This is a genomic window from Kitasatospora sp. NPDC048545, assembly GCF_040651155.1.
In the GTDB taxonomy this organism is placed as follows: domain Bacteria; phylum Actinomycetota; class Actinomycetes; order Streptomycetales; family Streptomycetaceae; genus Kitasatospora.
Genome location: NZ_JBEZIQ010000071.1, coordinates 1 through 25390, shown reverse-complemented (window position 1 = coordinate 25390; position 25390 = coordinate 1). Strand labels below are relative to the sequence as shown.

Genomic DNA, 25390 nt, shown 5'->3' with positions numbered 1-25390 from the left:
ATCAATACTGGAAGAAGTTATTTATTTGTCGTAGGTTGCAGCCGTGTTCCCCACCCATGTCCAGCCCTTGGTCACCGCGCCGGCCGAGACGTCGATGCTCGCCCTCCTGTTGACCGAAGGCCCCCTCAGCCGGGTCGAACTGGCCCGTCGCACCGGCCTGTCGTCCACCGCCGTCACCAAGGCCGCCCGGCCGCTCATCGACGACGGCTACCTGCACGAACTCCCCCCGGAACGCACCGCCCCGGGCGCCGGACGGCCCGTCAACCCCCTGGCCGTCACCGCGGACCGGGAGTTCTTCGTCGGGGTCAAGATCAGCGCGGAGGCCCTGTTCGGCACGGTCTGCGACCTGCGGGCCGGACTGCGGGCCACCGCCGAGCGCAGGCTGGGCGAGGACCGCGGCCCGGCCGCCGTGTGCGCCCTGGTCGGCGAACTCGTGGAGCTCCTGCTCGACGCGGACCCGGCGTTCCGGGAGCGCACCCGCCACCTCGGGATCGCGGTCTCCGGCGACGTCGACCGCACCGCCGGCCGGGTCCGCTACTCCGTCCTCCCCGGGTGGCAGGACGTCCCGCTCGCCGAGACGGTGGCGCGGGCGACCGGCCTGAGCGTCACCGCCGAGAACGACGTCAAGGCCCTCACCGCGGCCGAACACTGGTTCGGCGAGGGCATCGGCACCGAGTACTTCGCGCTGGTCACGATCGGTGCGGGGATCGGCTCCGGCCTGGTCGTCAACGGCCGGCTGATCGCCGGGGCGTACGGCGTCGCCGGCGAGATGGGGCACATCTGCATCGACCCGGCCGGACCGCTCTGCCACTGCGGCCAGACCGGCTGCGTGGAGGCGATCGCCTCCAGCGACGCCATCCTGGCCGCCGTCCGCGACGCCACCGGTGACGCGGACCTCGACTTCGACGGCGCCGTCCGCCTCGCCCGCGGCGGAGACCCCGCCGCCCGCGAGGCCTTCGCCCGGGCGGGACGGGCGATCGGCACCGGAATCGCCACCCTGGTCAGCCTGCTCGGCCCCGAACGGGTCGTCGTGACCGGGGAGGGCCTCGACACCTACGACCTCTTCGGCGTGCACATCAGGGACGCGTACGCCGCCCACTGCTTCAAGGCCGCCGCGAAGTGCCCGCTGACGCTGCGTCCGCTCCCCTGGGAGGAATGGGCCAGAGGCGCCGCCGTCCTGGGCATCCAGGCGCTCTTCCCGTAAGGCACGGCACCACCCTGACGGCCCCGCACACGCGGGAGCCCGGCCAGTGCACCACCACATCGCACCGGACTCCCGGCCGGTGTCCGCGCAATGCCCGGCAGCGACCGACGGCAGCGACCGACGGTCGCAACCGTCGCCGGCACCCGACAGCGGACACCCACCGGGGGCGGACCCACCCGCACCGGACGGCGGACACCCGCCCGGGACGGACCCACCCGTACCCCCACCCTCGAGGATGCGATATGAGCGCACACGCATCGCAGCTCAGCCGACGCGGATTCCTCAGCGGCTCGCTGCTCTTCGTCGCCGGCGCCGCGGTCGGCTGCAGCACCGACCCGACCGGCGGCGGCTCCTCCGGCGCCAGGACCACGCTGAACGTCTGGTTCCACGCCTACGGCGAGGCCGGGACCCAGCAGGCCGCCACCCGCTACGCCGAGGCCTTCACCAAGGCCCACCCCGACATCGCGGTCAAGGTCACCTGGGTCCCGGGCGACTACACCGGCAAGCTCAACGCGACCCTCCTCACCGACGGCGCCCCCGACGTCTTCGAGATCGGCGACTTCAGCGCGGCCATGGCCCGGCGCGGCCAGATAGCCCCGCTCGACGACCTGTACGGCACCGCCGCACCGGACTTCAACCCGGGCGACCTCGCCTACGTGACCGTCGACGGCAAGCCCCACGGCGTCAAGATGGTCGACGACGTCGTGATGCTCTACTACCGCAAGAGCGTCCTCGCCAAGGCGGGCATCAACCCTCCCGCCACCTTCGACGAACTGGTCGCCGCGGCCAAGGCGCTCACCACCAGGAACGGCAAGGGCCTGTTCGTCGGCAACGACGGTATCGGTGACACCCCGTTGCTGGCGGTGCTCTCCAACGGCGGCGACCTGGTCACCGACGGCAGGGTCGGGTACGCCTCCCCGCAGGCCGTCGAGGCGGTCACCGGCCTCAAGCGGCTGCACGACGACCAGTCCCTGCAACTCGGCTTCACCACCGACTGGTGGGACCCGTCCGCCCTGGTCCAGGACGTCGTCCCGATCCAGTGGTGCGGCCTGTGGGCGATGCCCGCGATCAGGACCGCGCTCGGCGACGACTTCGGCGTCCTGCCCTGGCCGGCCTTCAAGCCGGGCGGCCGCCCGGTGGTGCGGGTCGGCGGCTGGACCAGCTGCGTCAACGCCAAGAGCAGGCACGTGGACGCGGCCAAGCGGTTCGTCCAGTGGCTCTGGGTCGAACAGACCGACCTCCAGAAGGACTTCGCGGAGAGCTACGGCTTCCACATCCCGCCGCGCACCTCGGTCGCCGCCGCCGCGGACAAGCTCGCCCAGGGCCCTGCCAAGGAGACCCTCGCGCTCGCCGCCCAGTACGGCAGGAACAACCCGAACCTCTGGGACAGCACGGTCTCCACCCCGTTCAACGCGGCCGCCGCCAAGATCGTCTCCGGACAGGGCGACCCCGCCCGACTCCTTGCCGAAGCGGCCGCGCAGGCCCAGACCTCCGTGGACAGGCAGCACAGCGGATGAACGCCACCCCGGACAGCACCCGGAGTTTCGGGCGTGCCGCGTCACCCGCGACGCAACCGTGGGTCCATGCCCCGGCCCGCCGCCCCGGGCGTGCCGACCGGCGCGCCTGGGGAGCGTTCGCCCTGCTCGCAGGCCCGATGCTGATCGGCCTCGGGACCTTCAAGTACGTTGCCATCGGCTGGAGTTTCCTGCTCAGCCTCAGCGACGCCCACGGGACCATCGCCCTCGGCCACTGGGTGGGCCTGGACAACTACCGGCACCTGCTCGCCGACCCGGCCTTCCGTTCCTCGCTGGTCCGGATCGTGCTCTTCACCCTCGCCATCGTGCCGGTCACCTTCGCCGTCTCGCTCGGCCTCGCGCTGCTCGTGCACCGCGTCCGGCGCGGTCGGGCGGTGGTGCGCACCGCCTTCCTGATCCCGGCCGCCGTGTCCTACGTCGCGGCGTCCCTGCTGTGGAAGATGTGCCTGTTCAACGGCCTGCCGGCGGGCATCGCCAACACGGTCGGCGGCTGGTTCGGGATGGCCGCCGTCCCCTGGCTGCAGACCACCGACCCCCCGCTCTACTGGATCGTCCTGGTCACCCTCCGGCTGTGGCTCCAGGTCGGCTTCTACATGGTGCTCTTCCTGGCCGGCCTGCAGGCCGTCCCCCGGGACGTGTACGAGGCCGCGGCCCTGGACGGCGCCACCGGTCTGCGGCTGCTGCGGCGGATCACCCTGCCCATGCTGCGCAACACCTCCGTCACGGTGCTCATGCTCCAGTTCATCGCCGCCTTCCAGGCCTTCGACGAGTTCTACAACCTGTTCAACAGCGGTCTGTCGGGCGGCGGCACCGCGCCCGTGCGGACCCCGCTGGTCTACCTGTACGACACCGCGATGGGCGCCCAGGACTACGGCCTCGGATCGGCGGGGGCCTTCGTCCTCACCGCGCTGATCGTGGCCGTGACCCTGGTCCAGGGCCGGCTGACCGGCTTCGGCAAGGGCGGGGAGTGAACCGGCCGTGACGAACAACCCGTTCGGGCGCCTGCGCCCCGGCGCGCGCGGCCTGCTGGTGGGCCTGCTGACGGCGGTCTTCCTGACGCCGTTCTACCTGATGCTGCGCAACGCACTGATGGACTCCAGGGGCCTGGCCTCGCCCCGGTGGACCTGGTGGCCCTCGCCCATGCACTGGGAGAACTTCACCGCGCTCCTCGACGACCCGACCCTGCACATGGGCCGGGCCCTCGGGAACTCGCTGCTGATCGCCGGGATCACCGCCCCGGTCTCGACGCTCCTGGCCTCCGCCGCCGGGTACGCCTTCGCACGGATCCCGGTGCCCGGACGCGGCGTGCTGCTGGCCCTGGTGGTGGCCACGCTGATGATCCCCGGCTCGGTCACCTTCGTGCCCACCTTCGTGGTGGTCGGCTCGATGGGCGGGGTCAACACGCTGTGGGGCCTCATCGCACCCGGCCTGTTCAACCCGTTCGCGGTCCTGCTGTTCCGCAACTTCTACCTGCAGTTCCCGGCCGAGATCGAGGAGGCCGGGCGGCTGGACGGGCTCGGCTGGTTCGGGCTCTACCGGCGGATCGCCCTCCCGGCCTCGGGCGCGATGCTCGCCTCCCTCGGCGCGCTCGCCTTCATCGACAGCTGGAACGCCTTCCTGTGGCCGCTGGTCATCGGACAGGACCCGTCCAGCTGGACCGCCCAGATCGCGCTGTCCACCTTCCTCACCTCGCAGACCATCAACCTGCCCGGCCTGTTCGCCGGCGCCGTCGTGACCGTCGCCCCGCTGGTGGCGATGTTCCTCATCGCCCAGCGGTACATCGTCGAAGGCATCGCCACCAGCGGCCTCAAGGGCTGAACCGCCCGCAACCCCCCGCAACCGCCCGCCCCGAGGGCCGAACCGCCCCCCCAGACACCCCGGACGTCGTGAGCCGGGGTCCGCACCACCCCGCTCCTCCCTCACCCCACCAGAAGACCGGAGGGAAACCCTCATGCGATCCGTCCGACCCGCCCCGCGCGGCCTGCCCGCGGTGCTCGTCACCACCGCCCTGCTGGTCCTGTCCGCCCCCGGCGCCGTCGCCGCGCCGACCACCGGCACCGCGACCGCGAGCGCCACCGCCTCCGCCACCGCCTCAGCCCCCGTCGCGATGACGGGAGCCCAACTCGCCGCCTCCTGGACCGGACCGCTGTCCACCCGGGGCCGGTACGTCGTCGACGCGAACGGCGAGCGCTTCAAGCTCAAGGCGAGCAACTGGGCCGGCGCCCAGGGCACGTGGGAGGGCAGCGGCGCCGTCGACGACCCGGCGAACAACCAGGCCGGGCAGGTCTCCCACAACATCCCGCTCGGCCTGGACCGCACCCCGATCAGCCGGATCGTGTCCGACTTCCACGCGGTGGGCGTCAACAGCATCCGGCTGCCCTTCGCCAACGCGATGATCCACGACACGGTGGCCGTCCCGGACTCCGCCGTCGCCGCCAACCCGCAGCTCAGGGGCATGACCCCGCTCCAGGTGTACGACGCCGTCGTCGCCGCGCTGACCGCGGACGGCTTCGCCGTCATCCTCAACAACCACACCACGAGCTACCGCTTCTGCTGCGCCCTGGACGGCAACGAGCGCTGGAACAGCGGCCAGTCCACGCAGCAGTGGATCGACGACTGGGTGTTCCTGGTCAACCGGTACAAGGGCAACAAGCGGGTGGCCGGCGCCGACCTGCGCAACGAGGTCCGGCGCGACACCTGGGACGACCCGAACTGGGGGTGGGGCGACGACCACGACCTCTACGCCGCGTTCGAGCAGGCCGGCAACAGGATCCTCGAAGCCGACCCCGACATGCTGATCATCATGGAGGGCATCAACTGGCAGGGCATCCCCTCCGGGATGTTCAGCCACGGCCGCCCGATGCTCACCCCGGTCCGCACCCTCTCCAACACCCTGATCGACTCCGGCAAGCTCGTCTACTCCGCGCACTTCTACGCGTACACCGGCCCCAACCACACCGGCGCGAGCGGCGGCTGGCAGAACGGCGAGACCAACGACCCGCGCTACCAGGACCTCACCCCCGAGCAGCTCGTCCAGGTCGTGAACGACGAGGCCCTGTTCGTCACGCAGTCCGGACAGCACTTCACCGCACCCGTGTGGATCAGCGAGTTCGGCGCAGGCGGCCGCGGCTCCGACAACGCCAAGGAGAAGGACTGGTTCGACCGCTTCACCGACATCCTGGTGAAGAACGACACCGACTTCGCCCAGTGGCCGCTCGTCGGCTGGAGCGACCCCACCGGCAAGCCGAACGACACCTGGGCGCTGATCTCCTACGACGCCACCGGCAGGAGGACGAGCGTCGAGGACCCCGGCGACTGGCGCGCCACCGACTGGAACAAGCTCGTCAACGCCCCCGCCAGGACCGGGCCCGTCCCCCGGAGTGACCACTGGAACATGCTCGACCTCGACTTCGGTGACCAGGACCTCTCCCGCACCATGCGCGCCAAGGCCGACTGGGCCGCCGGCTACCGCAAGGGCAACTGCCCCGACACCCAGCGCGTCGTCGGCCTCGCCCGCAGCTCGAACCGAGGCCTGTGCACCGACGCGAACCAGCCGGCCGGGACCGCCGCCGGATGGACCGCCGTCAACGACGAGCGGTACGTCAAGGCCGACTGGGCCGGCGGCTACAACAAGCTCCAGTGCCCCGACAACAGCTTCGCCGTCGGCTACAGCGTCAACGGCAACGCCATGGCCACCCTGCTCTGCGCCCCCTCCACCACGCCGCTCCCCGCCACCGACCGCCTCGTCTGGTTCGACCACGGCGACAACCGGCCCGCCACCGGCGGATCGAACGCCAGCGACTGGGCACCCGGCCACTACAAGGGCCAGTGCGCCGACAACGAGTACCTCGCCGGCGTCGCCTTCACCTGGAAGTGGACGCACGGCGGCGCCCCCGACGCCCTGCTCTGCCGTCCGCTCGCCTGACCCGCCCGCCCGCCCGCAGGGCCCGCCCCCGGACCCGGGCCGCCCCCACCCCTGAGACGCCCCGGACCCGGCCCGCCCCCACATCGACCAGCTAGGAGCACCCCGGCATGCCACGACTGGAGACCGCCGACGACGGCTTCCGCCTCGACGGCCGACCGCTGCGCATCATCTCCGGCGGACTGCACTACTTCCGTGTCCACCCGGAGCAGTGGGCCGACCGCCTCCACAAGGCGAGGCTGCTGGGACTCAACACGGTCGAGACCTACGTCCCCTGGAACCTCCACGCCCCCCGGCCCGGACGGTTCCGGCGGGACGGAGGTCTCGACCTGCCCCGGTTCCTCGACCTGGCCGCCGCCGAGGGCCTGCACGTGCTGCTCCGCCCCGGCCCCTACATCTGCGCCGAATGGGAGGGCGGCGGCCTGCCCGCCTGGCTGCTCGCCGAGGACGGCATCCGGCTGCGCAGCCGCGACCCCCGTTTCCTCGCCGCCGTCGACGGCTATCTCGCCGACCTCATGGCGGCCGTCAAGCCCCACCTGTCCACCGGCGGCGGCCCGGTCATCGCCGTCCAGCTGGAGAACGAGTACGGCGCGTACGGCGAGGACCGCGGCTACCTCGCCGACCTCGCCGCACTGCTGCGCACCCACGGCGTCGACGTCCCCCTGTTCACCTGCGACCAGCCCGCCGACCTGGAACGCGGCGGCCTGGACGGGGTGCTGCGCACCGCCAACTTCGGCAGCCGCGTCGACACCGGCCTCGCCGAACTGCGCAGGCAGCAGCCGACCGGGCCGCTGATGTGTTCGGAGTTCTGGATCGGCTGGTTCGACCGCTGGGGCGCCACCCACACCACCCGCAGCCCCGCCGACGCCGCCGCCGACCTGGACCGCCTGCTCGCCGCCGGCGCCTCCGTCAACGTCTACCTGTTCCACGGCGGCACCAACTTCGGCTTCACCAACGGCGCCAACGACAAGGGCACCTACCGGCCCACCGTCACCTCCTACGACTACGACTCGCTCCTCGACGAGGCCGGCGACCCCACCCCCAAGTACCGGGCGTTCCGCGAGGTCATCGCGAAGCACGCGCCCGTCCCGGCGGAGCCGGTCCCCGCCCCCGGTCCCAAGCTCGCCCCCGTCACCGTCGAACTCGACTCCTGCACAGGCCTGTTCGACCAGGCGCAGCTGTTCGGCCCGGCCGTCACCGCCCACCGTCCGCAGACCATGGAGCAGCTCGGCCAGTCGTTCGGCTTCGTGCTGTACGAGACGGCGCTGCCGGCGGCCGGGCCCGTCGTGCTCCGGGCCGGCGAGGTCCGCGACCGGGCGCAGGTCTTCGTCGACGGGCAGCCCGTCGGCGTGCTGGAGCGCGAGAACCACGAGCACGCCCTCGCCTTCACCGCGCACCGGCGCGGCGCGCGCCTGGCCGTCCTGGTGGAGAACCAGGGCCGGGTCAACTACGGGACCGGCATCCACGACCGCAAGGGCCTGCTCGGCCCGGTCACCGTCAACGGCGAGGAGCCGGCCGGCTGGTCCAGCCGCGCGCTGCCCCTGGACACTCTCGACGGCCTCAGCTTCACCCCCGCCGCCGCCTCCGCCGTGCCCGTCGTCGGCCCGGCCTTCCACCGGGGCCGCCTCCACGTCGAGGAGCCCGCCGACGGGTACCTGGCGCTGCCCGGCTGGACCAAGGGCCAGGCGTGGATCAACGGCTTCAACCTCGGCCGCTACTGGTCCCGGGGCCCGCAGACCACCCTGTACGTCCCCGCGCCGGTGCTCCGCCGCGGCGGGAACGAGATCACCGTCCTGGAACTCCACGCCTCCACCGCGCCCACCGTCCAGCTGCGGGACCGGCCCGACCTCGGCCCGACCGAGGACTGAGGGCCGCCGGGGGACCACCGCGCATGGCGGGCAGCGCCCCACCCGGGGCGTGTCGTGAGGGCGTCGGCTCCCCGGCCCGGCGGGTTCACCTGCCGGAGATGCTCCACGTGCCGTCGCCGGCCGCCGCGGCGTCGCGCAGTGCGGTCCACGCGGCGCCGTCGACCTCGAAGGCGTCGAGGAGGTAGGCGGAGACCGCGTCGGCGACGAGGGCGACGCGGGCGGGGTCCTCGTCGCCGGTCTCGGCGACCGCCTCGCCGGCGATGCCGCCCAGGGTGTGCTCGCCATCGGCGATGACGAGCAGGCTCTTCGGGGCCGGGCCGAGGTGGTAGGCGTCGGTGAACCACTCCGGCCCCCGGGTGGAGAGCTGCGACCGGTCCTTGCCGCCTGCGACGATCAGGGCCGGGGTGGTCATGGTGGAGTAGTCCGGCCTCATGAACGGAAGGTGCTCGGCGGCGAACGGGGTGAGGCTGTCGCCGGTTCCGGTCACGGCGATCAGTGCGCCGGCGGAGACCGCGGGGTGGGAGAAGTCCTCGCCGGGCAGGCCGTCGGCGTCGAGCACGCGTGCGCCGAGGATCGTCCCGGCCGTCTGGGCGCCCCAGGAGTGGCCGACGACCGCGATGCGCTCGCGGTCGGCGCGGGCCTCCAGGCCGCCGGCCTGGCGGAGGATGTCGCCGAGGTTGTCGAGGACCGCGTGGAGGTCGGCGATCCGCACGCGCCAGATGGTGGCGAAGCGCGGGTCGTCCCACCCGAGGCCGTTGCGGCGGGAGTCCAGGTGGGTGGGCTGCACGACGACGAATCCGGCGGCGGCCCACCGGTCGACGAGGGGCTCGTACCCGTCGAGGGACCATGCGTTGCCGTGGGAGAACACGATGACGGGCAGGTCCTGGCCCGACACCGGGGCGGTGACCTTCACCTGCAGGTCGACGCCACGGCCGGGGGCGGGAACGGTGATGGGCTTGACGGCGACGATCCGCCGGTCGAGGTGGCGGGTGGGCATGGGAGACCTGCGCTTTCTCCGAGGGAAGGCTCTGCCATAATTTGGCGGAGCAGCGTTCCGCCAAACTAGCGGAACAATGTTCCGCGAGTAAAGGAGAAACCCGTGCCGGAACCGGTCGGAGTACGCCAAGCACAGGCCCAGCGCACCCGAAGCGGCGTGCTGGCGGCCGCCGCGGCGGTCTTCGTGGACCAGGGGGTCCAGGCCCCCGTTCGGGACATCGCCGACCGCGCCGGCGTCGGCGTCGGCACGGTCTACCGGAACTTCCCGACCCGGGCGGACCTCGTCACCGCCGTCTACCGGCACCAGATCGACACCTGCGCCGCGCTCGCGCCCCGACTGCTGGCGGAATCAGCCTCCCCGTTCACCGCCCTGACCCGCTGGGCGGACGCGTTCGTGGAGTTCCTCGTCACCAAGCACGGCCTCGGCGCGGCACTGGGGTCCGGCGATCCGGGGCTGGAGAACCTCCACGCCCTCATGCTCGACACCCTGGTCCCCGCCTGCGCGACGCTGCTGGACGCCTGCGCCGCCGCCGGCGAACTCGCCCCCGGCATCACCGCCTACACCTTCATGCGCGCCATCGGTAACCTCAGCATCACCGGCCCCGACTACGACCAGGCCGACGCGAAGCACATGGTCGCCACCCTCCTTGCCGGATGCCGCAGTACGGCAGGGTGACGGCAGGGCACGGCAGGGCACGGCAGGGCACGGCAGGGCACGGCAGGGCACGGCAGGGCACGGCAGGGCACGGCAGGGCACGGCAGGGCAGGGTGACGGCCCCCGGCCCGTCCCGGCCGCCTGTTGCGCGCAGCATCGCCCCCTGCCCGGGCGCGGAAGGCGCGGCCCCGCCGGGGACCCGACGGCCGTGACCGTCCCGGCACGGCTCCGCCCTGCCCGTTCGGGCGCGCCGTCCGGGGCCGGCCCGCCGCCCGCCGTCGCCCGCCGTCGGTGTCCCGGCCGTCGGCCGGGCTCCCGTCCGCCGGGCCTTCGGCGGCAGGCCCACCGGCACCGACCCGCCGTGACCCGTCGGCCGGGTCCGCAACCGTCGACGCCGTCGTGCGCTCGCGGCCCGCGCACTGCAGGATGGTCGGATCAGCCCGGCCGCCCGACGCCCGCCCCAGCGGGCGCCCGCTGTCGTGCGGCCACGCGGCCACGCGGCCGTTCTGCTCTCTGCTTTCCTCTGCCGTGATTGAGGTGGGTCCGTGCCCGGTCAGCCGAAACCGGAGTTCATCGCCGTTCGCCCCCGTGAGGAGGTCGCCGCCGGGGTCGCCGAACTCACCGGCCGCGGCGCGGGGCCCGTAGCCGTCGAGGCGGCCGGGGCGCTCGCCGTGTACCGGTGGGCGCTCGACCCGGTGGGTCCGGCGCCGGTGACCGGCCGGGTGCTGGACGGTGCACCGTCCGAACTCGACCTGGCGGTGGAGGAGCGCGCCGCCATCGAGGCCTCCCGTGACCCCGGCCGCCCGGAGGACGCACGGGCCCGCGCGGCCGGTGCGGCCCACGCATTGGGCTGGATCCTCGGCTTCGTCCCGGCCGGCCGGCGACCGTGAGCGCGCCCGTCCGCACCTCCGCTCCCGTGTCCGGCTACCTGCTGCGGCTGCGCGGTCCCGCCGGCACGCTCAGCACCTCGCCCGTCGCGGCCACCGGCCGCCTCGGCCCCGCCGGGCACCCCCTCTACACCGGCTGCGAGGGGCGGCTCCTGGTGGAGATCAGCGCCGAGGGCAGCCACCGTGTCATCGCCCGTCCGGCGGACACCCGCATCCTGACCGCCGAACCCTGCGCGTCCGGCCCGTTCGGCGCGTCGGGCTCGACCGGCCCGTCCGGTGCGACCCCGTTCGGCGCAGTCCCGTTCCGGCCCGGCGCCGCGGCCGAGGGCCGGACCCACTCCCGGTAGGCGAATTCCCGGGAGCGGGCCCCGCGTTTCCTCAGGGTCCCCGGAGACTAGCGCGGGGCACTGACATCGCCCCGCGCCCCGGACCGCGGCGGCGGCCCCCGGCCGCCCCGGGTGGCCCACCGCCGGCGCCGGAAGCCCCCGGGACACAGGGAGGCCGGGGACGTACAGGTGCGCGGCTATCCCGACGCCGGCGCGGTCGAAACGGATGCCGGCCCCGGCCGTGCGGGCACCCTCCCCGTCGATCGGCTCAGCACGGCTCCGTCGGCGCCCGCCCCGCACCGGCCGGGCGCCGACCCGGTCCTCACCCCGCGCCGGGGAGGAGTCCGGCGAAACAGCCGGATGACGGTGCTGACACGGCCCTCCGGTACCGGGCACCGTGACCGAGGCCGCCCGGCTCGGTCGGACGGTCCGGGATGTCGGAGGGCGTGGCTACGATCCCGGGCATGGGCTACACCACGACGTTCACCGGACGGATCGCCGTCGAGCCGCCACTCGGCGCGCAGGAGATCGCCTACCTGCGGAAGTTCGCGCACACCCGGCGCATGGACCGTGCCAACGGTCCCTACCACGTCGGCGGCACCGGCTTCGCGGGACAGGGCCACGACGCGGACATCCGCGATTTCAACAAGCCGCCGGCGGGCCAGCCCGGCCTGTGGTGCAAGTGGGAGCCCACGGATGACGGGGCCGCGATCGAATGGAACGGGTGCGAGAAGTTCTACGACTCGTCGGAGTGGATGGCCTACCTGATCGACCACTTCCTGAAGCCCGGCGCCCGTGCCCGGGGCGAGGCCGGGTTCGAGGGCTTCACCTTCGACCACGTGCTGAACGGTGTGATCGACGCGCAGGGCGAGGAGGCTTGGGACACCTGGCAGCTGACGGTGCGTGACAACGAGGTGTCCGCGTCCGAGCCCTTGGAGCCCGAGACGGTGTGGCTCTGCGGTGGCTGCCTCGCGGAGATCGCCGACGAGGACACCGTCTGCTGCCCGGGGGCGGAGCCGGAACCGGCGTACGTGGAGTAGGTTGCGGCGTGCACGTCCGCGTCGGTCGAGCGGACCGGTGGCCCGCCGCGGGCGTGGGACCGGCTCGGCGATGCATCAGCGAACCTGGTGCGGGCGCGGGCCGTCCGGCCCGATCCGCACAGACCCCGGGGGGACCGCGTGATACGCGTACGGCAACGCACCTACACCCTGATCCCGTGGCCGTGGCGCGTCATGCGCTGGGTCCAGCTGCCCGAGGATCTCGAATTCACCCTGTACGACGTCGTCCAGCCGCCGGGGCGCGGCATCGAGGTGCCCGGGACCCCGGAGGACGCCGCCCGCTGGAAGGTCGCCCACGACGCCTACGACAGCTTGCTGCGCCACGCCGAAGACGTCGTGCGCCACGCCCACGGCGTGCGCTCCAGGCCCGGCTTCATGGTGGACATGCGGTCGGTGCGCCTGCGCCGCTACGACCTGATACCCGGCCGCAGGGCCCGTTCCCGGCGGCTGTTCGCCGAGTGCCGGACCCTGATGCGGGCCGCCGAGGAGGCCTACCGTCCGATCCTGGAGGAGATCGAGGCCCGGCTGGCAGAGGCCCCCGCGGACCCGGCCGCCTGATCCGGGCGGGCCCTCGTGCTCCCCCGCGGAGGCGGGTCGGTCCGTGTCCCGCCGGTCAGCGCCTGACGATCCGGTCGAGGACGGCGGCGACGCCGGACTTGACCGTGTCGCGGTGGTGGACGGGCTCCGCGGGCAGGTCGCCGCCGGGGCGCACGCCCCGGTCGGCGAGGACGTGGAGCTGGCGCAGCGTGCGCAGGCAGTTGCTGATGTGGGCGGGCACCGGGGTGCCGATGCGGTCGGACCCGAAGCGGTCGGCTATCGGCTCCAGCCAGCCGACGGCGTCGCGCTCGCCGAGGTCGGTACGGGTGAGGACCAGGGCGACGGCCCGGGCCAGGCGGTCGTCCTCCATCTGCTCGAAGACGTGGTCGGTGGGTGCCGTCAGCCGGGCGGCGGCGAGGTCCAGCATCCGGGTCGGCGTCACCTCCGGGTGGCGGCCGAACCGGGCGAGCAGGTCCGCGCCGTGCGCCACCGCGTGGAGCCAGCCGAGCGTCCCGTCGTGGCCGCGCAGGTCCTGCTCCGCCGGGTACCAGCGCTCGAACGCGTCGACCCAGCCGGCCCTGAAGTCCCCTGCGGCCACCAGCATGTCGAGCACGAGGGGCGCGAAGCTGCGGGCCTCGATCCGGGGGTCGGCGAACCGGCCGGCCATCTCGTCCCCGAGTTCCAGCCGCCGGGGCGTCCCGATCGTCCCGCGGGCGATCCAGGTCGCGAGGACGGTGTAGGGCGCGCCGTCCCGGACCAGCGGATCGGGATCCGCCAGCGCCCGGGACAGCTCGCCGACGAGGTCGTCCACGGGGCGGCCGGCGGGCACGGCGCAGTCGGCGGCCTCGACGCTCTTCCAGTCGATCATGGCGGGCAGCCTAGCTCCCGGCCGGTGCCGTGCGCCCGCGAATTACGTCCGGGCACCGGTCTCGACCCGTCAGCGGGACCCGCGTCGGCGGCTCACCGCAGCACGACCGTGACACCGCGCCGTTCGAGGAGTCGCACGATCTCCTCGACGTAGGAGAGCCGGCCCTGCGGGTCCCAACGACGTCCGCGAGCGCGTGGCGGGCGATCTCGAAGTCGTGCCAGGTCAGGGTGAAGGGCGGGACCACTCCGAACCCGCCGCCCAGGCAGTCCTTGAAGGCGTTCCACTCCCGGCCCCGCCGTCGGCGAGGGTGATGTCGACGAGGGTGCCGCCGAGCCTCGACGGACGCGCTCCGGTGACGGCCGGGCCCACGGCCAGGGAGGCCATCACCGCGCCATGACGGTCCAGCACCAGGAGGCGGGCCCGGTCCCGCTCCGACCAGCCGCGGAGGGTGAGCACCTCGCGCGGCGGCGGGACCGGGTCGACGAACAGTCCCTCGACTCCCGCGCACCTCCCCCAGAGCCGTTCCGCCCCGTCCTCGTCCTCCCGGACCAGGAGGTACTTCACCGGAACGTCCGGGTTCCGGGCAGGTCGGGGACGGAGGCGAGCCCGACCGGTTCCGGCCTGATCACGGTGCCGTAGGTGAAACAGGTGCCGTAGGTGAAACAGAAGGAGACGGCCATCCCCACTTCGTAGTGCGCGGGCGCGCTCCTGCGCACCCTGATTTCGCTGCTCGTGGTCGGTGCGGGCGGCGCTGGGGCCGGTGGGGGCGGCGGGTCGTCGATCTCCCGGTCCGGGCCGATGTCTGACGCCGCCTCGGCCGTTCCGCGCCGTCCTCCGGCGGTGTATCGTCACACGGGAATGAAGCGGGGAGTGATCCCCATTTCCGGGTGGGCAGGGGGAGAGGAACACCATGGACGGGACAGCACTGGTGCTGGGCGGCGGCGGACCGGTCGGCGGGGCGTGGCTGACCGGCGTGCTCGCCGGCCTCGCCGACGGCGGGATCGACCTGACCGCCGCCGACACCGTCATCGGCACCTCCGCCGGAGCCGTCTTCGGCACCCGGCTCGTGAGCGGCGAAACCGCCCACGACCTGTACGAACGTCAACTGGCCGACCTCGACCGGGTCGACATGGGCGTCACCACCGCACAGACCCTGCGCTTCCTCTGGGCGGCCCTCGCCACCCGCGACCCCGAACGCTCCGTCCGACGCCTGGGCCGCGCCGCCCTGACCGCGCGTCCCACCCCCGCCCACGACCTCCACGACACCGTGCGCACCCTGCTGAACGGTGTCACCGCCTGGCCCGCGGCCGCGCTACGGATCACCGCCGTGGACGCGGAGACCGGCACCGTCGAAGCCTTCGACGCCGACTCCGGACTCGACCTCGCCGACGCCGTCGCGGCCAGCTGCGCCGTCCCGCTGGTCTGGCCGCCCGCCGCCGCCCTCGGACGGCGCTGGATCGACGGCGGCACCCGCTCCACCGGCAACCTCCAACTCGCCTCCGGCCACCGTCAGGTGCTCGCCGTCACACCCGTCCCCACCGCCGTCGGCCCGCACCCCGGCGCCCGGCAGCAGGCGGCGGACCTGCGCGCCGCAGGCACCCACACCACCCTGATCGCGCCGGACGCCGACGCCCGCCACGCCATGGGACGCAACCTGACCGCCAACGCCCGCCGCCCGGCCGCCGCCCGCGCCGGCCACCGCCAGGGCACGGCGCTCGCCGCCTCGGTCGCCCGTACCTGGCCGGTACGCCGCAGCACCGGGGACTGAACGGCGGGCCACCCGCCGTGGGTGCCCGATCCGACAGAGCGCCCTGGCCCGACCCGGTGCCGGGCCCGTCACCGCTCCGGGACGTCGTCCGTCACAGCGGGACCAGGACGTCCTGGTGCGCGCCGTCGAGGACGAGGCCGTTGTCCCACCGCACCCGGACCGTCACCAGCTTCCCCCGGTCCCGGAACGCGGCCCACTGCGGCTCCAGCACGGCGATCTCCGCTTCCAGCCGCTCCCGGCTCGCCACCGGCATGGTGTGCCCGTAGTCCTCGAACAGTGCCTTGAGCCGCTGGTACTCGCGGACCTCGTGGCTCTCCGGGAGCTCCCCGTCCACCCGCTCGACGGTGCCCTCGATCCCGGCCCCCAACGAGAGGAAGCCGACGACGGCCCCGGGTTCCCCGGCGACCGCCTCACCGATCCCGAGGTCCTCGGCCAGCCTGACACGCAGGCCTTCCACCAGGGTCATCCGTCCTCTGCCTCTCCTCGATCCGTTCCGCCGGCGTCGCCGGCCCGCGGCCATTATCCGCCGGGCACGACACCGGCACCGCGCGCCGGACCTCGCGGGGATCGGGACTATCCGGCGCCGATCCGGTCGGCGACCGAGAACCCGCTCCCGCAGTCCGGGCAGGACGCGTCCCCGAAGACGTAGGTCAGCAGACGCGCGACCTCGTTCCGGCCGTCGCCGAGCGCGATGCCGTGGAGGCGACAGCCGAGGCCCGTCAGATCCGCAGGGCGCGCCGGCCGGAGCGGGCGGCTCTCGACGGGCTCGTCCGACAGGGCGTAGTCCTCGCTGCTGCAGAAGAACCCGCCTTCGCCGAGGGCGATGAACAGCCCGGCTTCGCATCCGGGACAGGAGACCTGGAACTCCTCGCCCCCGAGCCCCCACGCCAGGTCCTCGCCCCATCCCTCGACACCCTCGAAACCGAGCATGGACGCCAGCAGGTCGACGTACTCGACCTGGTCGGCCGCGGTCCGGAGACGGCGGTTCACCGACACCAACAGCGCCGCGACCTCCGCCGAGTACCGAACCCGGACGTCATCCGCGCCGTGCGACTGCCCGGCACCCGCCACGATGGAACCCGCAAGGCAGAGGGCGTTCACGGCCTGCTCCCGATCGTCGCTCTCGGCCATGCCGGCCAGCCAGGGCAGTGCGGCGAAGCTGGCCGAGTAGACACTGCCCTGGTGGCAGAGCGCGGACCACAGTTCGCTCCACAGCCCAGGCTCCGGCTCCGCCGCGATCCGCGCGAGCAGGGCGGGTATGTCCTCGGCAGAGCCGTAGGCGTGGCTGAGTTCCGTCCAGTCCGTCATGCGGAGGATCCAACCAGGCCCGGCACCCGCCGCGAGCGGTGGGCCCCGGCAGCCGTCCCGTTCGCCTGCCGCCCGGGGCCAGCCGATCGACAGCGCGCGGCGGACGGCCGGAGAGCCCGCTGCGGGGAACCCGCTCGCGAGTTCGAATCCCGTACGTTCCGCTGTGACCGAAGGCCCCGGCCGCTCAGCGCGGGGGGTTCTCGCCGGGGGGTCGGTGGCGGAGGGCGTCCTGGGAGGCGACGTACTTGAGCATGAGGCGGGCGAACTCCAGGCGTTCCCGCTCGCTCCAGTCGGCGGTGACGTACTCGAAGGCCGAGCGCTGGTGGCGGCCGAAGCGGGCCATCAACTCGCGTCCTTCGGAGCTCAGTCGGAGGACGGTGCGGCGGCCGTCCTGCTGGGAGGCCGCGCGGATCAGGTAGCCGGCCGAGATGCAGTCGGAGACCATGCGGCTGGCCACCGACGGGTCCACGCCCAGGTGCCGCGCGACCGCGCCGACCGTGACCTCGTTGGCGCCGGACTGCCCGGACTGCCCGGACTGCCCGTTCTCCTGCCCGTTGTCCGGGGCGGTCTGCTCGGACTCCAGGACGATTCTGAGCACCAGCGTGCGACTGAGGTCCTTCTGGGAGATCGGGTCCTCGACGTCCAGGAGCGAGGAGCGTCGCAGCTTCCCGAAGGCCGGGCCCACGGCGTTCAGCAGCTCGTTCGCCGTCTTCGGCTCATGCTTCGTCATGCCCCCATCGTACAAGGTATGGATGACCTCCTGAAGGCATGTGTTGACTTGCAAACGTGTGCATGGAAGCATGCATATGTCGTTAAGCAGCGAATGGAGTCCCTCATGACCATCCTCATCACCGGCGCCCGCGGCAAGGTCGGCCAGGCCGTCATCGGCCGCCTGCACTCCGCCGGCCGCACCGTCCGCGCTGCCAGCGCCGACCTCGCCGAACTGACCGTCCCGGCGGGCGTCGAGACCGTCGGGCTTGTCCTCGACCGGCCCGAGACCTTCGAGGCCGCGCTCCGCGGAGTGCGCCAGGTCTTCCTCTACCCCCAGCCCGCCGGCGTGCACGAGCTGGCCGAGGCCGCCGAGGCCGCCGGCGTCGAGCACGTCGTCCTGCTCTCCTCATCCTCCGTCCTCGGCCCCGACGCCGAGAACGACCCGCTCGCCAACCACAGCCTCCAGGTCGAGCGCGCCCTCGCCGCCTCCGGCCTCACCCGCACGTTCCTGCGCCCGGACGCCTTCGCCAGCAACTCGCTCGGCTGGGCCCGCGCCATCGGCCGGTCGATGCCGGTCCAACTCGCCTACCCGGACTCGCACATCGCGCCCATCCACCCCGAGGACATCGCCGACATCGCCGTCGAGGCCCTGACCGGCACCTCCCTCACCGGCTCCTCGGTCACCCTGACCGGCCCCGAGTCGCTCAGCTTCCGCGAGCAGCTCGCCGTCCTCGCCGACACCCTCGGCCATGAGATCCCGGTCGAGCGGATCACCCGCGCCGAGGCCGAGCAGCAGATGGGCACCTACATGCCCGCACCGGTGGTCTCCTCGCTGCTCGACCTGTGGGAGGCCGCCAACCACGGTCCGGCGGCCATCGCCGACACCACCGACACCCTCCTCCGCCGCCCCGCCCGCACGTACCGGCAGTGGGCCCGCGAGAACGCCCCCGCCTTCACCCGGCACTGATCCGGACGGGCCCGCGCCACGGGGCCGTCCCCTCCACCCGAGACACCCCATGTCCACGGCCTCGACCCAGGCCCCCGCGACCCCGCAGACCACGACCGGCCGCCGCCGGTGGGCCGTCCTCGCCGTCGCCATTCTCGCCTGCTGCGCCCTCGTGCGGCTGCTGCCCCGCAGCACCCGACCCCGGCACCACCGACCCACCCGGGAGCCCCATGTGAAGCCCATCGGATACTGGCTCAACCGCACCGACAAGGCCCTCACCACCTCCATGAACGCCGTGTTGGCCGAGTTCGGCCTCACCCGACCCGCCTGGCAGGTCCTCAACGTCGTCGGGGACGACCCGCAGGCCACCGACACCGGCGTGCTGACCGTCCTGGCCGCCAATGCCGACGTCACCACCCTGACCGAGGCCATCGGGACCGCCGTCGCCGACGGGTGGGCCATCCGCCCGGAGCCGGGCCGCGTCGCCCTGACCGACGACGGCCGCGCCCGCCTCGCCGAGGTCGGCGAACGCGTCGACGCCTTCCGCGAGTTGTCGACAGCCGGCATCACCGGCGAGGAGTACCGGCTCGCCGTCACCGTCCTGGAACGGATGACCTACAACCTGGAGAACGGGGCAGAACGATGACTGTGCCCCGGCCGCGGTCTCGTCAGCGGTAGCGGAATCGCTACCCCCGGGTCGGCGCCCCGGGTCGGCGCCCCCGTCGATTGCGGTCAGCCGGACCGGCTCCACGTCTCCAGTTGTACCCGGAAGGTCGAGCGAAACCGACGGTTCGCCAAGAACGATCCCCGCCGTTGCGGCGACGGCTCCCGGCGGGCGGTGCCGTCGCCGCGGCGGCCGGGCCGGCGTGCTGTGCGCGAAGGCCGTGGTGTGCGGCTCAGGTGAGGACGACGGGGTGGCCGGTGAGGTGGACCCCGGCTCGGCGGAGTTCGTCGAGGGCGTCGGCGGTGGTGTCGGGGGCGACGCCTGCCGGGGGGAATGTCAGCCCCGTCGGCGGCGTGTCAGGAACATCCCGACGACGCCCGCCGTCACCGCGGCCGCCGCTGCGCCGATCCGGGCGGCCTTCGCAGCCTTCGAGGCCTCTGCCGTCGGGATCGCGAGCGCGGTCGGCGTGGTGAACGCGGTGTGCGTGCGGCCCCGGCTCCGGCGCGCGGCCGTCCGCACGGAGTGCCGGACCGTGCGCACGGCCGCGCGGGCGCCGTGCGCGGAGTCCGTCAGCCGGTCGCGGGCGGTCGCCGCGGTCCGTAGGGCCACCCGTCGGCGGTGGCCGTCGGCCGCAGCCGCCCGGGTCCGCGTGCGGTGCGTCGCGGCGTGGCCCGGACGGGTCCGGCCCAGTCGGGCCGTGACGGACCTGGCGGTGCGCCGCAGGCCGTCCGCCGTGGCCGCGACGGGGACGGCGACCGCCTCGTGGGCCCGCGCCCGGAGGGCTTCCACTGCGGCCGGGTGAGGCGTCCTGTGCAGGGGGTTCATGACGACCTGTTTCCCTTCGTTCCGTCTGCGGGCGCGCGCCCGCGTCGTCGGTTCCGGATCGACCGGATCCGGGCGGTACGCCTTCCTCCGTGGTGCTTTCTTCCGGAACGCGTACCGCCCCGGAATTCCCGTTGTCCGGGGATCACCAGCGGTACCAGCGGCCGCGGTTTCCGGAGGCGCCGGAACCGCGTGCGATGAATCCCAGCAGCCAGATCACCAGTACGAGGACGGCGGCCCACCACAGGATCTTGACGGCGAATCCCGCACCGAAAAGGACCAGGGCCAGAAGGAGAACGAGGAGCAGCGGAACCATGGTGATCGACCTCCCGGTCGGTGACGGCTGTGGACGTCATTCGCCTGCCCCGACTCCGGACGGGTATTCCCCCGGATTTCCCGTTCTCCCGCATTCCTCGCCGTCCCCGTCCCCCTGCCCCTGCCCTGCCCCCACCGCCGTCCCCTGTGTCAGTCGACGTTGCGGGCGGTGCTCCCCAGCGCCTCCAGGTTCCAGGTGATGACCCGGCGGGGGTGGACGCGGACGATGTCGTTGCTGAAGCGATCGGGCGCCACGGGCGGCACGTCGACCGTCAGCGTCTCGGCCCGGCCCCGGATCTCGACGCCGCGCCCCCAGCCGCCCGCGACCGGGTCGTCGGCCGGGGCCAGGTCGTCCACCAGCACGGAGACGTCGGGATTGGCCTGCACGTTGCGGTACTTGCGGCTGCGGGCCATGGCGGGTCCGCCGATGTCGATGGTGCCGTCGGCGTTGAGCCGGAAGCCGACCGGGCGGATCTGTGGACGGCCGTCGGGGCCGGTCGTGGCCAGCCGGGCCAGCAACTGGGCGGTGAGGTACTCGCGTTCCTTCTCGGTGAAGATCATGCGGTCGAGCCTAGAAACTGAAGTGCGCTTGAGGTCAAGGCCGCCGGGGCCGCAACACGCCGAGTCGGGGCCGGTCGGATTCCCGGGCCCGTCACCCGGCGGGCGCGGCGGCTTCCAACTCCTCGACGGTGCCGGACATGACGGTCCGGACGTGCCGGGTGAGATGTTCGGCCGGCCAGTCCCACCAGGCCAGGGCGAGCAGACGGGCGACGTCGGGCGCGCTGTAGCGGGTGCGGATGAGCCGGGCCGGGTTGCCGCCGACGATGCCGTAGTCGGGGATGTCGTCGACGACGACGGCTCCGGACGCGACGATGGCGCCGTGGCCGATGCGGACTCCGGGCATCACCATGGCGCCGTAGCCGATCCAGACGTCGTTGCCGACCACCGTGTCTCCGCGGCCGGGGAGGCCGGCGAGGAGGTCGAGGTGTTCGGCCCAGCCCCCGCCCATGATCGGGAACGGGAAGGTCGACGGGCCGTCCATCCGGTGGTTGGCGCCGTTCATGATGAACCGGATCCCGGTCCCCAGCGCGCAGTACTTCCCGATGACGAGCCTCTCCGGGCCGTAGTGGTACAGCACGTTCCGCGTCTCGAAGTCGGTCGCCCCGTCCGGATCGTCGTAGTAGGAGTACTCGCCGACCTCGATCAGGGGAGACGTCACCAGCGCCTTCAGGAGGACGACACGCGGTTGTTCCGGCATCGGGTGGAGCGTCGAAGGGTCCGGCGGGACAGAACTCACGGCAGCACCAATCCGGTTCACATGCGACGGCGTGGACGACGCGTCCATGATCGCAGCCTTCGCGGGGTCGCCTCGTGCGCGCACGGCGTGGGTCGGCGGACCCGTTCGGTCGGCACCGGTTCGGTCGGGCCGTGTCCGGCTGGTGCCGCGTCAGACGATGTTCGCCTGGTGGCGAGAGGTCGCTCCGTCGACTGCCGGGAGAGTGCGGGCATGGAGATTGCGAAGACGATGTGCGGTAGTCGATGTCAGTGCGCGGTGTGGGCGATCGGATCGAGGGGTGACCAGGTCCGGGGGGCAGCTCAGTCGGCGGTGTCCGCGATCTCCCTGCTGCGGCCTGCCCACTGGATCACGTAGGGCATGGCGAGGCCGGCTGCGACGAACACGCCGCCCATCACGAGCCAGCCGGGCGTCCCCCAGGTCACGCAGAGCAGGCCCAGCAGGCTCGGTGCGACGGTGTAGCACAGGCCCATGCCCATGCCGAACACTCCGGAGTACTGGCCCTGGGCGTGTGCGGGAGCCAGTCGGAACCGCAGTTCCAGCGATCCGGCCGCATGCCACAGCGAGCCCACTGTGTGAATGGCGACGCCGGCCGTCATGATGGCCACGGCGGCACAGCCGGGTACTCCGGAGGCTGTTGCGATGACCGCCATGCCGATCATGAACGCCAACCCGGCGCGGCGGGTGGCCCGGCCGGCGACCGTGCCGCCCTTGACCCCGCGACTGGTCCGGATCTGCAGGAACACCACCATCACGGTGTTGACGGCGATCGCCGGACCGACGAACCACCGCGGTGCGTCCGTGTGCAGGACCACCCACAGAGGCAGGGCGAACGACAGCACCTCGTTGTGGATCCACATGATGCCGTCGAGCACGACGAACGCCATGTACGGCTTGTCCTTGAGCGCGGTCCACCGGCCTTCCTCGCGCGGGGACGCCAGGGCGTCGAGCTTGGGCAGCTTGACCAGGACAGCGGCACTGCCGATGAACGTCAGCGCGTTGCCGAGGATGAGGGCGCGGTAGGCGAAGTCGCTGTCGATCTGCACCACCGCACCGGCCGCCATCGCGCCGAACGTGCCGGCGAGCATGGCCACCGATCGCAGGTAGGAGCGGAACTTCGGCACCTCGTCACCGCCGAAGCGGCGGATCAACGGGCCACGAGCCGCACCGCCGGACGAGCCGGCGAGGTCCGTCACGGCCACGGCCAGCGTGAACGCCAGGAACGAGTGGGCGAACAGCAGCGACAGCATGGACAGTGTCTGGATCAGCAGAGTGATCACAAAGATGTCCCGCGGGCCGCGGCGGTCGGCCAGATGCCCTACCGGGATCCCGGCGATCAGACCGACCACTCCCGCGGCACTGAGGCCGAGGCCGACCTGCCCGATGGACAGATGGATCACCTGATGGGCGTACAGCGGCACGGTTGCCAGGAAGGCCGCGGTGCCGAGCTGGTTGACGAAGCCGGCGAGGGCCAGCTTCCGCTGGGGGCCGGACTCCAGCAGCAGCCCTCGCCGGACCGGCCAGGATCGGCGTGCGTCGCCGAATTGCCGGGGAGTGCTGTCGGTTGACGTGGCGGGGGCTTGACTCACCCTGTACTCCATTGTCTGTCGATCGTGTCGTCCCGGGATCAGGATGTGCATCCGGAGGCGGCGTGCCACACGACTCCGGTGCGAGGATCACGGGGGCGAACTGCTCGTCGAGAGACTGAGCGGCACGCCCAGCGGCCCCCGCACTGTGGTGTCCTGAGATGAGGCAGACGTGGAGTATGCCCAGGTGGGAGCCATCGTGAGAAGACACCCGGTGGTGAGGGAATGTCACAGCGAAAACGGGAATCTGGGCACGGCTCGCCCGGTTGTGCGTAGTGGTGCTTCGCCCCGTGCGCGGAACAGGGCCGGTCCGGTGGTGAACGGGACCTCGTCGACGATCCCGTCCAGGGACAGGACGGCGGAGGTCGGTTCCGGGTCCCCGTCGGCCGGTCGGACCCAGCGGCTGCGCGACAGCGGGCCCACCAGCGGGACCGAAAGGCCGGTCAGCGCGGCGGGCACGACCTGCCAGCCGAGGGGGAGCCCGCGCTCGGACACGACGACGAGTGTGATCAGGGCGGCCGCATCGACGAGGGCGGCGGCCAGGCCCACCGTCCGCTGCCCGTGCCGGTCCGCGATCCGTCCGAGGACCGGGCCGTAACCGTCGGATCGTGCGGGGGAGTCGGGCCGCGGGGAGGGGACGGTCGGAGGAGTGACCAAGTGGAGAAAGGAAAAGAGGACCCGGGAGCGTAGCCTGCTCCCGGGCCCCTGTGTGCCGCCCAATTGCGCACACCGGCACGTTTAAGGGTCGCGGATCAGGTTGAAACCGACGCGTTCTACCTTTGAACTACCGTGCCACGAAGCGGCACAGACAGGACTTGAACCTGCATTCGTCGATATTCGTCCGCACCCGGTCGATCCGGTGTTCGGCGGCGAATGCTGAGACTGGAGCGAGAGTCTGAGATTCACGGGGCCTGCCTCTGCCTGGCTTGGGCTACCCCGGCCGGTGGTGCCGGGGGGAGGATTCGAACCTCCACTGTGACCCCTTGTCAGCTTCAACATCAGTGTCAGCTTTTCGCGCCGTGCCGCGCAGCGTACCCGCCCCGTTCAGCGGGGCGAGGTCCTGCACGAGCCCGGCGCACCCGCCCGGCTCCCCGGGCGGGCGATCATGGGGCTACCGGAACAGGTAGCCGAAGACGGCGTCGCCCACGCGCTGGTCGGTGACCTCGACCGCATTGGCCTCCTCGCGGGCGAACTTGACCGCCTGCTGGAGCTTCTCCACGCGCTCGGCGAGCTCGTTCACCCGGCGGGCGGGCAGCGATCCGGAGAACTTGACCGTGGTCCAGTAGCCGACCGGGACGTCCTCGTAGTAGACCTCGACCTGGGCCGGGTGCTTCTCGGTGGCCTCGGCCTTGACGTGGTTGCGCGGCACCTTCTTGGTCCGGATGGTGCGCACCGGCTCCGTCTTCCAGGAGTCCGTGGACGGGTCCAGGTTCCAGGACTCGGAGGCGTCCAGGACCGGGAGCTTCTTCACGAAGGTGAAGAGGTCGGTGAGCTGCTTCTCCAGGAAGAGCAGGTACGGGACCGGGACCCGGGGGAGGAGCACCTGGCCGTCCACCACCACGTCCGCACTGGCGCCGATGTTGGCCCAGTCCTTGGTGGCCGTCACGTCGAACAGCCGGGTCAGCGTGCGCGCGGTGGACTGCAGGATGTCCTCGGCCTTCAGCTGGACCCGCGTCGACTCCGCCGGCAGCTGCTCGCCCTCCTCGTCCTTGGGCTGGTAGGTCCGGGAGATGCCGGCCAGCAGCGCGGGCTTCTGCAGGTCCTGGTGGGCCTGCGTCAGCTCCTGGAAGGACTTGGACTTGACGCCCTTTTCGACGGCGATGATCTGGTTCAGCTTTGCCACGTCCGGGACGCTACCAGTCTCGAACGGATTGGCGACACCCAATTTTCGATGCCGGGGTGCAGGCGTGCCGGGGTGCCGGGCGCCCCGGGCCCGGGACGGGTCCGCCCCGGGCGCGTGCACACGCGCCCGGGGTCGAGCCGGCCGGTCCGCTCGACCGCTCAGGATCGGAGCGGGTCGGCGCCGGCTCAGCGGGCGCTGCCGAGGTTCCGGTCGCCGTCGGCGCCTTCGAGCATGAGGGTGGTCTCCTCGATGCGGCGGAAGCGGCCGTCGGGGGCGA

General features: G+C 72.7%; 27 protein-coding genes and 1 pseudogene. 14 read left to right on the top strand and 14 right to left on the bottom strand.

Annotated elements, in window-relative coordinates:
- Window positions 1-43 precede the first annotated feature (43 nt).
- The 6 genes from AB0D10_RS40285 (at window position 44) to AB0D10_RS40260 (ending at window position 8529) form a co-directional block, all read left to right on the top strand.
- A complete protein-coding gene (locus AB0D10_RS40285; RefSeq protein ID WP_360266109.1) occupies window positions 44-1204 on the top strand; it encodes an ROK family transcriptional regulator in 1161 nt (386 codons plus the stop codon).
- 242 nt (window positions 1205-1446) lie between these two features.
- Window positions 1447-2721 (top strand): sugar ABC transporter substrate-binding protein, encoded by a 1275-nt coding sequence (locus tag AB0D10_RS40280; RefSeq protein ID WP_360266106.1) that lies wholly within the window; start codon window positions 1447-1449, stop codon window positions 2719-2721.
- Complete coding sequence (locus AB0D10_RS40275; RefSeq protein ID WP_360266103.1) at window positions 2718-3710, top strand: sugar ABC transporter permease; 993 nt, start codon at window positions 2718-2720, stop codon at window positions 3708-3710. The genes AB0D10_RS40280 and AB0D10_RS40275 overlap by 4 nt, the downstream gene beginning before the upstream one ends.
- Before the next feature lie 7 nt (window positions 3711-3717).
- Window positions 3718-4557: a carbohydrate ABC transporter permease gene (locus AB0D10_RS40270; protein ID WP_360266100.1), complete on the top strand. Its 840-nt coding sequence runs from the start codon at window positions 3718-3720 to the stop codon at window positions 4555-4557.
- A 133-nt stretch (window positions 4558-4690) separates the two neighbouring features.
- Entirely contained in the window at window positions 4691-6664 is a 1974-nt protein-coding gene (locus tag AB0D10_RS40265; RefSeq protein ID WP_360266097.1) for a cellulase family glycosylhydrolase, read from the top strand.
- Between the two features lie 107 nt (window positions 6665-6771).
- Complete coding sequence (locus AB0D10_RS40260) at window positions 6772-8529, top strand: glycoside hydrolase family 35 protein (protein WP_360266095.1); 1758 nt, start codon at window positions 6772-6774, stop codon at window positions 8527-8529.
- An 85-nt stretch (window positions 8530-8614) separates the two neighbouring features.
- Here the strand turns inward: AB0D10_RS40260 and AB0D10_RS40255 are convergent, their stop codons facing one another.
- Window positions 8615-9526, bottom strand: a complete 912-nt coding sequence (locus tag AB0D10_RS40255; RefSeq protein ID WP_360266092.1) for a chlorophyllase — start codon at window positions 9524-9526, stop codon at window positions 8615-8617.
- Window positions 9527-9628: 102 nt separating this feature from the next.
- Between AB0D10_RS40255 and AB0D10_RS40250 the strand changes: the two genes are divergently transcribed.
- The 5 genes from AB0D10_RS40250 to AB0D10_RS40230 all read left to right on the top strand — a co-directional run bounded on the left by AB0D10_RS40250 (window position 9629) and on the right by AB0D10_RS40230 (window position 13009).
- Window positions 9629-10201: a TetR/AcrR family transcriptional regulator gene (locus AB0D10_RS40250; protein WP_360266089.1), complete on the top strand. Its 573-nt coding sequence runs from the start codon at window positions 9629-9631 to the stop codon at window positions 10199-10201.
- Window positions 10202-10725: 524 nt separating this feature from the next.
- A complete protein-coding gene (locus tag AB0D10_RS40245) occupies window positions 10726-11070 on the top strand; it encodes a hypothetical protein (RefSeq protein WP_360266086.1) in 345 nt (114 codons plus the stop codon).
- On the top strand, window positions 11067-11414 hold the full coding sequence (locus tag AB0D10_RS40240) for a DUF6296 family protein (RefSeq protein WP_360266083.1): 348 nt from the start codon (window positions 11067-11069) through the stop codon (window positions 11412-11414). The genes AB0D10_RS40245 and AB0D10_RS40240 overlap by 4 nt, the downstream gene beginning before the upstream one ends.
- 443 nt (window positions 11415-11857) lie before the next feature.
- Window positions 11858-12433 carry a hypothetical protein gene (locus tag AB0D10_RS40235; RefSeq protein ID WP_360266080.1) on the top strand — a complete coding sequence of 192 codons (576 nt, stop codon included), beginning with the start codon at window positions 11858-11860 and terminating at the stop codon, window positions 12431-12433.
- Between the two features lie 138 nt (window positions 12434-12571).
- Window positions 12572-13009 (top strand): hypothetical protein, encoded by a 438-nt coding sequence (locus AB0D10_RS40230; protein WP_360266077.1) that lies wholly within the window; start codon window positions 12572-12574, stop codon window positions 13007-13009.
- Between the two features lie 55 nt (window positions 13010-13064).
- On the opposite strand, the gene AB0D10_RS40225 is transcribed toward AB0D10_RS40230, so the two are convergent.
- Entirely contained in the window at window positions 13065-13856 is a 792-nt protein-coding gene (locus AB0D10_RS40225; protein WP_360266074.1) for a DUF2785 domain-containing protein, read from the bottom strand.
- A gap of 222 nt (window positions 13857-14078) precedes the next feature.
- Window positions 14079-14420: a hypothetical protein gene (locus tag AB0D10_RS40220; protein WP_360266072.1), complete on the bottom strand. Its 342-nt coding sequence runs from the start codon at window positions 14418-14420 to the stop codon at window positions 14079-14081.
- Between the two features lie 346 nt (window positions 14421-14766).
- Here AB0D10_RS40220 and AB0D10_RS40215 point away from each other — a divergent pair, with 346 nt between their 5' ends.
- Window positions 14767-15624, top strand: coding sequence for a patatin-like phospholipase family protein (locus AB0D10_RS40215; protein ID WP_360266070.1), 858 nt, complete (start codon window positions 14767-14769; stop codon window positions 15622-15624).
- Window positions 15625-15715: 91 nt separating this feature from the next.
- On the opposite strand, the gene AB0D10_RS40210 is transcribed toward AB0D10_RS40215, so the two are convergent.
- From AB0D10_RS40210 to AB0D10_RS40200, 3 genes are all read right to left on the bottom strand, one after another.
- Entirely contained in the window at window positions 15716-16090 is a 375-nt protein-coding gene (locus tag AB0D10_RS40210) for a hypothetical protein (RefSeq protein ID WP_360266067.1), read from the bottom strand.
- Between the two features lie 107 nt (window positions 16091-16197).
- On the bottom strand, window positions 16198-16932 hold the full coding sequence (locus AB0D10_RS40205; protein WP_360266064.1) for a hypothetical protein: 735 nt from the start codon (window positions 16930-16932) through the stop codon (window positions 16198-16200).
- A 184-nt stretch (window positions 16933-17116) separates the two neighbouring features.
- A complete protein-coding gene (locus tag AB0D10_RS40200; RefSeq protein ID WP_360266061.1) occupies window positions 17117-17662 on the bottom strand; it encodes a MarR family winged helix-turn-helix transcriptional regulator in 546 nt (181 codons plus the stop codon).
- Between the two features lie 105 nt (window positions 17663-17767).
- On the opposite strand from AB0D10_RS40200, the gene AB0D10_RS40195 reads away from it, so the two are divergent.
- Window positions 17768-18610: an NAD(P)H-binding protein gene (locus AB0D10_RS40195; protein ID WP_360266058.1), complete on the top strand. Its 843-nt coding sequence runs from the start codon at window positions 17768-17770 to the stop codon at window positions 18608-18610.
- A 49-nt stretch (window positions 18611-18659) separates the two neighbouring features.
- Window positions 18660-19235 (top strand): MarR family winged helix-turn-helix transcriptional regulator, encoded by a 576-nt coding sequence (locus AB0D10_RS40190; protein WP_360266055.1) that lies wholly within the window; start codon window positions 18660-18662, stop codon window positions 19233-19235.
- A gap of 354 nt (window positions 19236-19589) precedes the next feature.
- Here AB0D10_RS40190 and AB0D10_RS40185 read toward each other — a convergent pair whose 3' ends face one another.
- The 8 genes and pseudogenes from AB0D10_RS40185 to AB0D10_RS40150 all read right to left on the bottom strand — a co-directional run.
- Window positions 19590-20078 (bottom strand): hypothetical protein, encoded by a 489-nt coding sequence (locus AB0D10_RS40185; RefSeq protein ID WP_360266052.1) that lies wholly within the window; start codon window positions 20076-20078, stop codon window positions 19590-19592.
- 142 nt (window positions 20079-20220) lie between these two features.
- Window positions 20221-20391 carry a hydrophobic protein gene (locus AB0D10_RS40180; protein ID WP_360266049.1) on the bottom strand — a complete coding sequence of 57 codons (171 nt, stop codon included), beginning with the start codon at window positions 20389-20391 and terminating at the stop codon, window positions 20221-20223.
- A 149-nt stretch (window positions 20392-20540) separates the two neighbouring features.
- Entirely contained in the window at window positions 20541-20951 is a 411-nt protein-coding gene (locus AB0D10_RS40175; RefSeq protein ID WP_360266046.1) for a PPOX class F420-dependent oxidoreductase, read from the bottom strand.
- 91 nt (window positions 20952-21042) lie between these two features.
- On the bottom strand, window positions 21043-21648 hold the full coding sequence (locus AB0D10_RS40170; protein WP_360266043.1) for a CatB-related O-acetyltransferase: 606 nt from the start codon (window positions 21646-21648) through the stop codon (window positions 21043-21045).
- Between the two features lie 338 nt (window positions 21649-21986).
- A complete protein-coding gene (locus AB0D10_RS40165) occupies window positions 21987-23324 on the bottom strand; it encodes an MFS transporter (RefSeq protein ID WP_360266040.1) in 1338 nt (445 codons plus the stop codon).
- 174 nt (window positions 23325-23498) lie between these two features.
- Window positions 23499-23927: a hypothetical protein gene (locus AB0D10_RS40160; RefSeq protein WP_360266037.1), complete on the bottom strand. Its 429-nt coding sequence runs from the start codon at window positions 23925-23927 to the stop codon at window positions 23499-23501.
- 454 nt (window positions 23928-24381) lie between these two features.
- Window positions 24382-25113: a hypothetical protein gene (locus tag AB0D10_RS40155; RefSeq protein ID WP_360266034.1), complete on the bottom strand. Its 732-nt coding sequence runs from the start codon at window positions 25111-25113 to the stop codon at window positions 24382-24384.
- A gap of 185 nt (window positions 25114-25298) precedes the next feature.
- Window positions 25299-25390: pseudogene (locus AB0D10_RS40150) on the bottom strand (nuclear transport factor 2 family protein); the annotation flags it as partial.